This window comes from Homoserinibacter sp. GY 40078 (assembly GCF_008017545.1).
Classification (GTDB): Bacteria; Actinomycetota; Actinomycetes; order Actinomycetales; family Microbacteriaceae; genus Homoserinibacter.
In genome coordinates this window covers 890,980-903,400 of record NZ_VRTZ01000002.1, presented here as the reverse complement: position 1 = coordinate 903,400, position 12,421 = coordinate 890,980, and the positions used below count along the sequence as shown (strand labels likewise).

Annotated in this window: 15 protein-coding genes; 10 read left to right on the top strand and 5 right to left on the bottom strand. The window is 67.0% G+C overall.

Annotated features, from left to right (window positions below):
- From FVQ89_RS13095 to FVQ89_RS13075, 5 genes are all read right to left on the bottom strand, one after another.
- On the bottom strand, positions 1 to 655 hold a 655-nt coding region (locus FVQ89_RS13095), incomplete at its 3' end, for a DapH/DapD/GlmU-related protein (protein WP_187265026.1).
- Positions 639 to 1,724 (bottom strand): glycosyltransferase family 1 protein, encoded by a 1,086-nt coding sequence (locus FVQ89_RS13090; RefSeq protein WP_147902355.1) that lies wholly within the window; start codon positions 1,722 to 1,724, stop codon positions 639 to 641. The genes FVQ89_RS13095 and FVQ89_RS13090, both read right to left, overlap by 17 nt.
- Complete coding sequence (locus FVQ89_RS13085) at positions 1,717 to 2,496, bottom strand: CDP-alcohol phosphatidyltransferase family protein (RefSeq protein ID WP_147902354.1); 780 nt, start codon at positions 2,494 to 2,496, stop codon at positions 1,717 to 1,719. Before FVQ89_RS13085 ends, FVQ89_RS13090 begins: the two co-directional genes overlap by 8 nt.
- The gene (locus tag FVQ89_RS13080) at positions 2,496 to 4,016 is read right to left on the bottom strand and encodes a sugar transferase (RefSeq protein WP_147902353.1); all 1,521 of its coding nucleotides are present in this window, start codon (positions 4,014 to 4,016) and stop codon (positions 2,496 to 2,498) included. Before FVQ89_RS13080 ends, FVQ89_RS13085 begins: the two co-directional genes overlap by 1 nt.
- A 316-nt stretch (positions 4,017 to 4,332) precedes the next feature.
- On the bottom strand, positions 4,333 to 5,154 hold the full coding sequence (locus FVQ89_RS13075) for a DUF1295 domain-containing protein (protein WP_147902352.1): 822 nt from the start codon (positions 5,152 to 5,154) through the stop codon (positions 4,333 to 4,335).
- A gap of 43 nt (positions 5,155 to 5,197) precedes the next feature.
- Between FVQ89_RS13075 and FVQ89_RS13070 the strand changes: the two genes are divergently transcribed.
- The 10 genes from FVQ89_RS13070 to FVQ89_RS13025 all read left to right on the top strand — a co-directional run bounded on the left by FVQ89_RS13070 (position 5,198) and on the right by FVQ89_RS13025 (position 12,186).
- Positions 5,198 to 5,800, top strand: a complete 603-nt coding sequence (locus tag FVQ89_RS13070; protein WP_147902351.1) for a CDP-alcohol phosphatidyltransferase family protein — start codon at positions 5,198 to 5,200, stop codon at positions 5,798 to 5,800.
- 11 nt (positions 5,801 to 5,811) lie between these two features.
- Positions 5,812 to 6,297, top strand: a complete 486-nt coding sequence (locus FVQ89_RS13065) for an FHA domain-containing protein (protein ID WP_147902350.1) — start codon at positions 5,812 to 5,814, stop codon at positions 6,295 to 6,297.
- Positions 6,297 to 6,989, top strand: a complete 693-nt coding sequence (locus FVQ89_RS13060; RefSeq protein ID WP_147902349.1) for a MerR family transcriptional regulator — start codon at positions 6,297 to 6,299, stop codon at positions 6,987 to 6,989. The genes FVQ89_RS13065 and FVQ89_RS13060 overlap by 1 nt, the downstream gene beginning before the upstream one ends.
- A 158-nt stretch (positions 6,990 to 7,147) precedes the next feature.
- Positions 7,148 to 7,717, top strand: a complete 570-nt coding sequence (locus tag FVQ89_RS13055; protein WP_147902348.1) for a MerR family transcriptional regulator — start codon at positions 7,148 to 7,150, stop codon at positions 7,715 to 7,717.
- A 156-nt stretch (positions 7,718 to 7,873) separates the two neighbouring features.
- Positions 7,874 to 8,440, top strand: a complete 567-nt coding sequence (locus tag FVQ89_RS13050) for a hypothetical protein (protein WP_147902347.1) — start codon at positions 7,874 to 7,876, stop codon at positions 8,438 to 8,440.
- A gap of 142 nt (positions 8,441 to 8,582) precedes the next feature.
- Positions 8,583 to 9,188, top strand: coding sequence for a hypothetical protein (locus FVQ89_RS13045; RefSeq protein ID WP_147902346.1), 606 nt, complete (start codon positions 8,583 to 8,585; stop codon positions 9,186 to 9,188).
- Between the two features lie 93 nt (positions 9,189 to 9,281).
- Positions 9,282 to 9,767, top strand: a complete 486-nt coding sequence (locus FVQ89_RS13040) for a hypothetical protein (RefSeq protein ID WP_147902345.1) — start codon at positions 9,282 to 9,284, stop codon at positions 9,765 to 9,767.
- A 364-nt stretch (positions 9,768 to 10,131) separates the two neighbouring features.
- Positions 10,132 to 10,959: a hypothetical protein gene (locus FVQ89_RS13035; protein ID WP_147902344.1), complete on the top strand. Its 828-nt coding sequence runs from the start codon at positions 10,132 to 10,134 to the stop codon at positions 10,957 to 10,959.
- A gap of 295 nt (positions 10,960 to 11,254) precedes the next feature.
- Positions 11,255 to 11,851, top strand: coding sequence for a hypothetical protein (locus tag FVQ89_RS13030; RefSeq protein ID WP_147902343.1), 597 nt, complete (start codon positions 11,255 to 11,257; stop codon positions 11,849 to 11,851).
- Between the two features lie 8 nt (positions 11,852 to 11,859).
- A complete protein-coding gene (locus FVQ89_RS13025; protein WP_147902342.1) occupies positions 11,860 to 12,186 on the top strand; it encodes a hypothetical protein in 327 nt (108 codons plus the stop codon).
- The last annotated feature ends 235 nt before the right edge of the window (positions 12,187 to 12,421 follow it).

Below are 12,421 nucleotides of genomic sequence, written 5' to 3'. Positions count from 1 at the left end.
GCACGCCGGCGACGATCGCGTACGGGGGAACCTCGCCGCGCACTACGGCGCCTGCGGCGACGATCGCGCCGGTGCCGATCCGGGCTCCGGCGAGCACAGTCGAGTTGGCGCCGATCCACACGTCGTCTCCGATCTCGACCGAGCCGGGCGTCTCGCCCTGCTCGATGATCGGCACATCACGCGAGTCGAAGTCGTGGTTCTCGGAGAAGATGCGCACCGAGGGTCCGAGCAGCACGTCGCGCCCGATGACGACGCCGCCTCCGCCGTGGATGAAGCAGTCGACGCCGACGGCGCTGCGGCGACCGATGCGCACGCCCACGCCGATACGGCGGATCGAGCCGGTCGCGCGGATCACGGCGCGCCGGTCCACGGTCACGGCATCGTCGAGGCGCACTCCGTCGCGCGAGAGCGCGTCGATCACGGCGTCGGCGGCGATCGACGTGCCGTGACCCAAGTGCAGACGTCGCCGATTCGCGATGCTGACCCGGGGGCCGAGGTAGCTGTGGGGCATCCCGTGCAAGAGCGCGCGCAGTCGCTGAGCCGCCTTGCGGGCGGCGAACGCGACGATCTCGCCGTCGGTCACCTCGGGGTCGGTGGCCGCGATGCCGCGTTGGGCGCGGTACCGCTCGTCGAAGGCATCACGCAACCGCGACACGGTGGCCTCCGTTCGCGCAGGTGCCCACGAGCGCGGCGCGGGTCGCGTTGACGGTCTCGGCCCAGCTGCCCTGCCACTCGGGGGCGGGCGTCTCGGGGCGGATCCGAGTGGCGGCGAGTGCCCGGACGATGTCGTCGACCGAGGTCGGGTCGAAGTAGTCCTCGGCGATGTCGAGCTCGCGGAAGACGGGGATGTCGCTGACGATCGCGCGCGCTCCGAGTGAGCGGGCCTCGACCAGGGGGAGTCCGAACCCCTCGTCGAGCGAGGGGAACGCGAACACCTCCGCGTGCCGATAGAGCCAGCGCAGCTGGGCGTCGTCGACGTCGTCGAGCACGACGATCCGCTCGTCTCCCTCGGGGATGATCTCGGCGAGCCCGTCCGGTCGGCCCACGATGTAGAGGTGGTGATCCGCGGGAAGGGGATCGCGCAGGAATGCCTCCACGAGACGGCGCAGATTCTTCCGCACGTTGATGCGCCCGACGGCGAGCACGTACGGGTGCCCGTCGGCCGCGGCGGGGCGCACGTCCTTCGCATCGGCGAAGTCGCGCGGAGGGTTGAGCCCGACGGCCAGCACACGCCCGCGGGTCTCCGGCCACACGCGCTGAATCCGGGCGGCTTCGGTGTGCGAGCTCGTCAGCACGACCTGCGCACGGCGGAGGCTCGGGCGCAGCAGCGCGAGGTAGCCGCGTTCGCGTGCGCCGAACCATTCCGGATGCTCCGCGAACATCGCGTCGTGCACGAACACCGCGGAGCAGGCGCGCAGGCTGAGCGCGGCGAAGTTCTGCGTGAACACGGCGTCGAATCCGGTGGATCTGCTGCCGAGCGTGAGGGCGGCGAGCGCGTGCACGCGCGCCCAGGCGGGCGCCCCGCGCACCTCTGCGCCGATGCCCTGGCTCCCGAGGTCGCGGCGTACCTGGTCAACGTGACCCGGGCGTACCTCGAGCACGAGGGTGTCCTCGGGGTGCAGTTCGGTCCAGGTGCGTACGAAGCTGCGCACGACGTTGCGCCCGGAGGGCGGGCCGGCGCTCCACCAGTACGCGTCGACGAGGATCCGCAGGCCGCTACGCACGGGAGGCCTCCGCGTCGAGTGCCCGCAGCTGCCGCCACCACCTCGCGAGCGCCCCGAGCAGCACGACCGTGTGCCCGATGAACAAGAGGGTGTAGGCGACGAGGAACGCGGGCGTCACACCGAAGAGGAAGAACGCGATGCAGAGGATGCCGTAGTCGGCGGGCAGTGCGACGAGCGTCTGCAGAAGCCCCGAGCCCCCGGAGGGCGCGGCTGGAGCGGCACCCTGCGCGGCGGCCTGACGACGAAGCTGGTCGACGAGCATGATGCCGAAGAACAGCACGATCGAGACGGTGAGGTATCCGAGGGGGATGAGCAGGAACGGCTCGCCGGGGATACCGCCGAAGCGGAAGAACGAGATGAGCACCACGGCGTGCAGGGCGCAGGTCTTGGTGACGTCGACCATGTGGTCGAGCCATTCGCCGGCACGGCTGCCTCCGCCGCGCAGGCGGGCGAGCTGTCCGTCGGCGGCGTCGAACGCGTAGCCGAGCACGAGCAGCCCGGCCACCACGAACCCGAGCCACCAAACCGGCTCGACGAGCGCGATCACGACGAGCGCACCGGTGGTGAGCGCGGCACTGGCGGCGGTGACCTGGTTCGGGGTCGCGCCGACGGTGTACGCCGCCGCCGCGATGACGCGGCCCATCCGGCGGTTGATCCAGCGCGAGTACGGGGGAGCCCCGCGACCGGGTTTCTGCGCGGCCGACATCCGCGCGAGCGTCTCGCCGAAGCGAGGTCGCACGTGTGCCTCGGCGGCGGCCTCGACGCGCGTCATCAGTACGCTCCCGTCGGGCGCAGCACGACTCGCACCGTGCGCCACAGGATCAGCAGGTCGCCCGTGAGCGACCAGTTCTCCACGTAGTACAGGTCGAGTCGCACGCTGTCGTCCCAGCTGAGGTCGGAGCGTCCGTTGATCTGCCACATGCCGGTGAGTCCGGGCTTGATGTAGAGGCGACGCAGCACGTGCTGCTCGTAGCGCTCCACCTCGGTCACGAGCGGCGGACGGGGTCCGACGAGGCTCATGTCACCGGTCAGCACGTTCCACAGCTGCGGCAGCTCGTCGAGGGAGTAGCGGCGCAGAATCCGACCGGGCCGGGTGATACGCGGGTCGTCGTGCATCTTGAAGAGCACGCCGGATCCCTCGTTCTGCGCCTGCAGCTTCGCGAGCTGCGCCTCGGCGTCGAGCACCATCGAGCGGAACTTGTACATCGAGAAGGTCTCGCCGTTGCGCCCCACCCGCTCCTGACGGAACAGGACCGGTCCGCCATCGTGTGCTTTCACGGCGATCGCCACGACCGCGAGCACGGGGGCGAGGATGAGCAGCGCGAGCGCGCTCACCGTCACGTCGAAGGCGCGCTTGACGATGTGCTTGCCGCCCTCGTAGCTCGGAAGCTCGACGTGCATGAGCGGCAGGCCGTCGGCGGGACGGAAGTGGATGCGGGGGCCCGCGACGTCGGTCAGGCGCGACGCGATCATGAGCTCGGCGTCGGTGCGCTCGAGCTCCCACCCGACCGTACGGATGAAGTCCCCGCCACCCGCCGGCTGGCCGGCGATGATGACCGTGTCGATGCTGTGCTCGCGGATGGTGTCGCCGACGTCGTCGATCGTGCCGAGCACCGGCACGGGGCGACGCCCGCGCATCGGCAGCTCCACCAGGCCGGCCCGGTCATCCAGCACGACGCCGATCGGGCGGTAGGCGGAGCCGGGGTGCCGGGCGAGTGTGGTGAGCACGCGCTCGACGTCGCTCGCGGAGCCGACGACGACCGTCGCGCTCGTGCACTTTCCGGAGCGCCGCATCCGCAGGAGGCCGCGGCGGGCGAACCAGCGCCCGAGCAGTAGCGCGAGGAGCCCGATGGGGAGTGCGAGCAGGAAGAAGCCGCGAACGATCGGCACGTTGACGAGCAGCAGGAGCATCGCTGCGAGCCCGAACACCGTGATGCTGGCGCTCACGATGCGGCGGTACTCGGAGGGCCCCGATCCGATGATGCGGAGGTCGCGGGTGCGGTAGAGGCCGAGGCCGATGTACCAGGCGATCGCGATGAGCACGGCGATCACGGCGTACACGACGAGCCCGCCGATCTGGGAGGGCTGAAGCGGCGGGGCGCCGAAACGCACGAGCAGCGCGAGTCCTGCGCTCGAGGTGATCACGGTTCCGTCGATCACGGAGAGCGCGGCGCGGTAGCGGCGCATTCCGCGCATGCCGGGCGAGGTGTGCTCGCGGCGCACGGGCGCCGAGACGATCCGGAGCGTGGGGCGTCCGTCGACGCTCGACCAAGGCTGGGCAGCGCTCGTCATCGCACACCTCCCGAGCCGTCGAGGCGGGGGTGCGGGCTCGCGTTTTCGGGTATGCGGGCAGGGGAATACGGGGTGTGGGGGAACACGGGTACCTGCTTGGGGGGAGGAACAGGCAGGCTCGCAGGGAGCTGTCAGTACGGGCGGTATTCGGGGGAGTGATGACTGGGGGCAGTCGCGGGGGGCGTGGTGCTTCGGGTGCAACAGACCTGGGTAGGGTCTGCCGATCCCGTCAACCTAGTCACTGGGGAAGTGAGCCTGCAACAGGACTACCCCTATTTGACCCCCCTTCTGGGGGCAACCGATCGGACGACACGCCCTACGCGGTCATTGTGTTCGCTGTGCGTCGCCTTGGGAACCACGGAACGATCGCTGACACGCGCGCCTGGTAGTCGGCGTACTCGGGGTACTTCTCCCGGCTGATCGACTCGGTGAAGATCGTCGAACCGACGAAGAGCACGGTGAGCAGGGCGGGTCCGGCGACCGTCCACAGCATGACGGTCCCGGCGGCGGAGGCTCCGAGCAGGAACAGCAGCCACCATTGGGTCTGCTCGAAGAAGAAGTTCGGATGCCGCGAGTAGCGCCAGAGCCCGGTCTGCAGGAAGCGGGGGGCGGGTTCGCGGCCGGCGGCGACCTCCGCCTGCTTCCACCGGTGAAAGTTCCACTGCTGCTGGTCGGCGATCGTCTCGCCCGCGAGGGCCGCGAGGAAGGCGATGCCGATCAGGGCGTCGAGCGGGCCGAACGGGGTGGGGTTCTCGAGCGCCGTGAGGGCCGGCAGCGTGATGAGCACGAGCAGGGCCATCTGGTAGAGCACGATGAAGAGGAGGTTGAACACCTGGAACTGCGCGGCGCTCATCCGGGCGCGCAGGATCGCCCAGCGGTAGTCCTCCATGCCGGTGTAGCCGCCCTTGCGGGCGAAGTTGAACGTGAGCCGCGCGCCCCACAGGGTCACGAGCACCGCCATGAGGATGAGGCGCGCGTCGGTGAACCCGGATCCCGCGGCGAAGACCCACACGTAGATCACGGGCACGATCGACCACAGCCGGTCGACCCACGAGGTGTCCCGGGTGATGAGGGAGGAGACCCACACGAACGCGCTTGCTGCGGCGGCGATGACGATGACGACGATCAGCGGGGTCATGGCCGCATCCTACGCGCGGCTAGACTCGCCGCGAGGAGGTCAGATGACCGAGGTCAGCGCGCGGATCGTCACGATCCCCAACCTGCTGAGCCTCGTGCGCCTCGTCCTCATCCCCGTCTTCCTGTGGCTTCTGACGGCCGCGCGGTACGAGTGGGCACTGGCGGTCATCGTCATCTCGAGCGTCACCGACTTCGTGGACGGCTGGATCGCGCGCCGCTTCGACCAGGTGAGCCGCATCGGGCAGCTTCTCGATCCGGCCGTCGACCGGCTCTTCATCTTCTCGACCCTCATCGGACTGGCGTGGCACGAGTTCCTGCCGTGGACGCTCGTGGCGGTGATCGTCGCGCGCGATGTCGCGCTCGCGTGCCTCGGTGTGGTGCTCGCGAACCACGGCTACGGCCCTCTCCCGGTGCACCACCTCGGCAAGGTGGCGACCTTCTCGCTCCTGTTCGCGTTGCCGGTCATCGTGCTCGGTGCGGCCGTTCCCGAGGTCGCCGTCTACAGCGATCCGGTCGGGTGGGCGCTCGCGTTGTGGGGCGCTTTCCTGTATTGGTGGGCGGGCGTCATCTACCTTCGCGAGACCATCCGACTGGTTCGTGAAGCGCGGGTAGCGGACGCGACCGCATCGGATACTCTGGGGAGCTGAAGGAGGGCGCCATGGTCGACGACGCCACAGACGGACCCGACGCGACGGATGTCCCGGCTCAGCCGGATCCCGTGTCGAACGACACGACCGCCCACTTCACGGACGATTTCCGCAGTGAGCTCGCCGCCCTCGAGACGGGCGTCACGTCCGAGGAGCAGGAGGCGATCGCGGCTCTGCCGTCGGGCTCCGCGCTGCTCGTCGTGCGCCGCGGGCCGAATGTGGGCGCGCGTTTCCTGCTCGACGCCGACAGCACGGTCGCGGGTCGTCACCCCGATGCCGACATCTTCCTCGACGACGTCACCGTGTCGCGACGTCACGCGGAGTTCGCACGCACCGGCTCGGTGTTCCAGGTGCGCGACCTCGGGTCGCTGAACGGCACCTATTACGACGGCGTGCGGATCGACTCCGCGCTGCTCTCCGACGGCGCGGAGGTGCAGGTGGGCAAGTTCCGCCTCACCTTCTACGCATCCCGAGCCGATCGCAGTTCGACCCGCTGATGCCTGCGTCGTCCGCCGCCCGGGTTCCGGGCTCGTCTTCACTATTGAGCATCGGGCAGGTGCTCGCCCGTCTGAACCCCGAGTTCCCCGACCTCACGCCGTCGAAGCTGCGCTTCCTCGAGGAGCGCCAGCTGATCACCCCGAGTCGCACCGAGTCGGGGTACCGCAAGTTCTCGTCCGCGGATCTCGAGCGGCTGCGTCTCGTGCTCTCGATGCAGCGCGATTACTACCTGCCGCTCAAGGTGATCCGCGGATACCTGGAAGAGCTCGACGCGGGGCGTGAGCCGGTGCTGCCCGGCGGGGTCACCGTGCAGGCGCCGTCAATGCTGCCGACCGAGCGCCGTCTTTCGCGCGAGGAGCTCATCCGCGAGGCGGGCGCGAACGCGATGCTGCTGCAGGATGCCGTGTCGGCGTCGCTCATCGTTCCGGCCGATCACTACGGCGAGGATTCGCTCTCGGTGCTGAAGGCGCTCGTGGAGCTGCAGCGCACCGGCATCGAGCCGCGCCACCTGCGCGGGTTCCGCGCCGCGGCGGAGCGCGAGCTCGGGCTCATCGAGTCGGCTCTCATCCCGATCGCGCGCCGCAAGGATGCGTCGAGCCGGGCGAAGGCGCAGGAGCTGGCGCGCGAGATCGCGGGGCAGCTCGAGGTGGTCCGATCGAGCCTGATCCGCTCCGCGCTCGGGCGTCTCTGACCGCTTCTCGGAGATTTCCGCGCGACACGCCGCGCGCTCGTGCGGATGTGATTGCCGGTGCCCCTCGCGGTGGGTACCGTGGACAACGACAGCGAGTCTGAACTTCAACTTCAACCTGAAGGTCAGTCTCAGAGCGCTGACCTAGGAGGACGGTCGAAATGAGCGACACGGGCGAGCAGTTCGGCGCCGCGAACGTCCCCTCCCGGGACCGCTACGACCTCGGCCTCCTCTTCACGGACGGACTCCCGGATCTCGACGACACCGCCGGCTACCGCGGCACCGTCGCGGCCCGCGCGGCAGGCATCAGCTACCGCCAGCTCGACTACTGGGCCCGCACCGAGCTCGTGGAGCCCACCATCCGCGGTGCCGCCGGGTCCGGTTCGCAGCGCCTCTATGGCTTCCGCGACATCCTCGTGCTGAAGCTCGTCAAGCGCCTCCTCGACACGGGCATCTCGCTCCAGCAGATCCGCACGGCCATCGGCCAGTTGCGCGAGGCCGGGGTCGACGACCTCGCCCAGACGACGCTCATGTCCGACGGCGCGAGCGTCTACCTCTGCACCTCCGACGACGAGGTCATCGACCTCGTGAGCCGCGGCCAAGGTGTCTTCGGCATCGCCGTGGGCAAGGTGCTGCGCGAGGTCGAGTCGAGCCTCGTCGAGCTCGACAGCGCGGGCGTCGACCCGCAGGACGAGCTCGCCGCTCGCCGCGCGAAGCGCGCCGCCAGCTGACGCGCGGCCGCTCCTTCAGGTGCCGTCGCGCCCTGCATCACGCAGCTGCGGGTCTGAGGTGCGCCGCCGCTCCGGTCCCGGGATAGAGATTGTCGAGTTGGAGTGAGTATCGACTGGGGTGGTTACGAAGCGTATGACCCGGGAGCCTGGGGTCCAGTGAAGGAGCTTCCACGTCGTGAGGCCAGGCAGGTGTTCAAGCGGTGCATGGATACCAAGGCGGCTCGGATCGAGATGCTGGCTAGTCTGCTGTTGACCAGCGGTGTCGAACTCACCACCAGCGACGCGGGGGTGCAGGCGGTGAATGACTGGTTCTTCACGTATGTCGAGGCTGACCCTGAGCGACCCGGCTGGATGCTTCCGATCTGGTATTCGGTTTGTCATGACGTCGCGCTGTTTCTCGGTGACGTGATGATCGAGCGGCACCCGAACCTGCGGTGGGAGTTCCACACCTGGGGCAAGAGAAAGGTCGCCTATCAGAGTCACGTAATCATGGGCTTCAGCACCGAGGACCCTAAGTTTCACACCTGCATCATGGTCGAGGGTGGCGTTGTCACCTACGGCAGCCGCATCATCGCGAGCCGAGGGTCGATCGCGACGTACGGCACCGTCGAGATCCGCGGCCAGAAAATTGACATCGATGCGGTGGTGGCCGGGGCGCATAACCGGGAAGTCGAGACCGACGCGTTTGCGCGATGGATGAAGGATGTGGATCGTCGAGCGTGAGCTCTGCCCCCGATTCAGTCGTTCACCCAGCGGTTGCGCGATACCCTGCCGAGGATTCGACTCGCACGTCAGCGGGACACATACCTGACCAAACGTTGCGAGCCGCCATCGTCCGTAAGGACATCGACTTGAAGTACATTCCATGACGCGCGCGAACAAGAGATCGGGTGGCATCACGGCAGCGGAGCTGATGGCTCAGCTTGCGCAAGATCGCGAGTTCCAAGAGTCCGTTGCCCGACGGGAAGCCGAACTCCAAGCGCGGGCAGCCCAGTGGCGTGAGGCCGGGCGTCCGATCGTGGACGACCTGCGCGGTGTCGGCATCGATGTCGACTCTGTGTGGGACCTCGTGAACACCTCAGATCCGTACCCAGCGGCGCTCCCGATCCTCATCAAGCACCTCGAGCGTGGGGGATACCCCGATCGGGTTCTCGAGGGGGCCGCTCGAGCGTTGGCTGTCAAGCCGGCCGCCGTCTATTGGGATCGCCTTCGTGCCCTGTACCTGGAAGCAGATGGGCCGGACACAACTGAGGGACTGGCTGCGGCGCTGGCTGCGTCGGTGACGTCTGAGCACCTTGAAGATCTCATTGCGTTGCTTGCCGAGACGTCCAGGGGAAGCACGCGCATCCACTTCATCCCCCCGATCCTCCGGATTGGCGGAGAGCGTGGTCGCGAAGTCGTCGAATCACTCCGGGACGATCCGGTATTCGGCAAAGAAGCGACCGCGTTGCTGAAGCGTCGCCGGAAGTAGTTGGCTTCGAAGCCGGCTGAGAGCTCGGCACCCCTGGCGGTCACGCGGCTCGCCGCCAACTAGTGTCAGAGTGTCCAACCCTGAGGTGAGTGTGTGTCGTTTCTGATTGAGTTCCGGCAGGAAGGGCCGGAGGCTTCATTGGGCTGGGAGCATCGTCGCTCGCCGGAGGGCGACACTGACGCCAACCTGACCACCTGCTACTTCTTCGGTCAAGTGCTGATGTCTTTTGACGGTGCGACTGTTGTCGCTCCGACGTGGCAGCTGGCGGCGTTCTTTCTCATGGACCATGTGATGTGGGCGCGCGAAGAGCTGGCCAGCAGCATCGCCTCGTGGGTGGTGATGTATTTTCAGGAGTCCGATCACTGGTTGGCGTTTTGGCGTGTGGCGGGTGGTGTTCGCATCTTGTTCAACTACTCCGGTGTGGTGTTGACCGTGCCGTGGGATGAGTTCTCGGCTGAGGTGGCGCGGTTTACGCGGGATCTGATCCATGAGTTTGGCCGTGACCATCCGGGCCTACTGCGTCATCCGCTCGCGCGCAAGCAGCTCCGCGACGCTGGCGACGTTGACGTATCGATGTGATTGGTGCGCGAATGGCCGGAGTTGGTAGTGCCTACTGCCGCGTATGCGGCTACGAGTCGGAGGAGCCCCCTTGGGGGGAGGACGGTCGCACGCCCTCTTTCGACATTTGCCCATGTTGCGGCGTCGAGTGGGGCTATGAAGATTCACTTCCGGCCGCAGTGGGAGCCTTTCGTTCCGTATGGCTTGAGGCTGGAGGACCGTGGTGGAATCGCAGGAGGCCGCACGATGGGCTCACGGTCGCTGAGCGTCTACAGCGGATCGGCGTGGAACGGGGCTCCGTGATCCGCTCGGATGATTCCGGAAGCGCGACCAGACGGGATGCGCACGGCTGATGCGCCCGTATTCGGCGAGTGACCGCGGTGGCGTGACCGAGATGGTTGTCACCGGCCCGTGGACAAAGGAGGCAGCCGAGGCTGTCTGGGGTGGCCGGGTAGACCGTCTTGTGCTGAACTACGCCCTGGGCTTCGGCGAGACATCTTTGGCGTTTCTGGAAGGCATGCCCCTTCGAGAACTGGTCGTCATCGACCGGCGGCTCACGGACTTAACTCCGATCTACTCGCTGGGATCGACGCTGCGGGGGCTGAGTGTCGTAACGAATCCTGGACTACGGATCGACCTCGATCGGCTTCCCGCACTCCGCCGCCTGAGCGCGGCGTGGACCCAGGTGAGTGCAACGATCGACGCTGCGGTCGGGATTGAAATCGCGCACCTGCGAAGCTACGGGCCGCGGGACTTCCTACCTCTCCGGTCGCTGACCCAGTTAGCCGAGTTGGTGTTGAAGGATCGCCCGAGGCTCACATCACTCGGCGGGCTTTCTGCGTTCCCCGGGCTGCGACTTCTCGGCATCTATCTCGCCAGCGGTCTGACGGACATCGCTGAACTGGAGGGCAGATCTGAGATCGAAGACCTCGCGCTACAGGGTTGCCGCAGGATCACCCGGTTGGACGCTCTCACAGGATGCGTGGGACTTCGCAAGCTCAATGTCAGCGAGTGCGGTGACCTGGCGTCGCTCGACCCGATCCGGAATCTCGACTACCTGGAGCAGGTGTCGATGTTCGGTTCGACGAAGGTCGTCGACGACGATCTCGCGCCTCTTGCGGCATTGCCCCGGCTCGAAGAACTTCGGATGCAGAGCCGCAGGTCGTATCGGCCGAGTGTCGAAGAGATTCAGGCGGCGATAGAGAGGCGCTGAACCGCTCAGACGGAGCATGCTCGCCGTAGGTGGGTCATGTTCAGCTATGAGAAGCTACTGCTGTTGCGGGGCCCAGATTTCAGCGGGAACGCACCCAGTAGCACTCACGATGAACGGCAGGCATGGCGCGAAAAGCGGCGTTTGATGAGGCCTTCGGGCTGCTCACTCAGGCGGGCCTTCGCAAGCGTGCCGGGGCAGGCGGCGGAGTGGTTGCGGTCATGGGGACGCCGCGCTGATGGCCGGAAATCGGAACTCGAGGGAGGCCTTTGAGGCGAACTTCTCGTTGCTTCGAACCGTGGGTTTCCGCAAACGGGCCGGTTCGGTCTTCACTATTGACATCGCAGACGATGTAATAGGATTTCTCGGATATAACACGGCGAGTGAGCACACTCTGCCGGGCAACTTCGCGGTCAATCCCGTGATCGGAATTCGCAACCAGGAATTGGCTCGGGTCGTCAGCGAGCTTCGTGGGGAGCGGTTTCATCCGTACGCGCCACCCACGGTTTCCAGCCCTCTCGGGTATCTGATGCCTGATCCTGAATTCCGTGTGTGGTATCTGGGTCCGGATAGTCCAACCGCGGACGGTCGCGAGATGGTCGATGCGATCGTGAATTATGGAATTCCGTACATGAAATCGGGTGCGACGTTGCCGCGCCTGCTGCCTCTCATCGAGGCAAGTTCAGACTTCTTGACCCGCTACTACCATCCCGTAGCACTGGGTCTACTCGGAGAGGTGACACGAGCCCAACGTGTTCTTCATGGTCTGGACGAAGACCTGGCACACCTCTCGGACCCGGCAAGCACCCGATATCGCGAATTCTCACCGCGGTGCTGGCGCTGGCTCAGTTCCCTGGCGCACGCGCGTGTGGCAACGAGAAGGGGCGATCGTTGAAACGCTTCGTGCAGATTCGTGATCCGGGCGGCGGAGTCGTCGCGGTCATTGAGATTCACGATGACTCGCCGTTGATCGGGTTCCTGGAGCGCGCCTCGCAGGAGGTGCCTGGCGCAGAGGCAGTTCGGATGGGGCGACGTGCGGCGCTGGACTCCGCACAGGTGCAGACGTGGATGGCGGATCTGCCAGCGGCGCTCACGATCCTGCGCGCGACTCGTGCGGAACGTCAAGCGGTGCGCCAGTTCCTCGAGATCCTCGAAGTCAACGGAGGAGATATCGGTTCGGTCGAGTTCCGCCTCGACGTCGCGGCGCAGGGCGCCACGTATTGGGAGTGACCAGCGAGGGGCGACTATGGCGACAACGCGCACGGTTTCGATCGAACTTTCCGAAGACGAAGTGCTTGTGCTCTTCGAGTGGCTTCACCGCATCAACGGGAGTCGCGACACTGCATTTGAGGACCAGGCCGAGCAGCGGGCCGCGTGGGACTTGGAGGCTGCGCTGGAATCCGCCAGTCCTGCCCTCTTCGAGCGATTACGAGGCCAGGCTGCGTGCGGCACGCGAGCGCGTCAG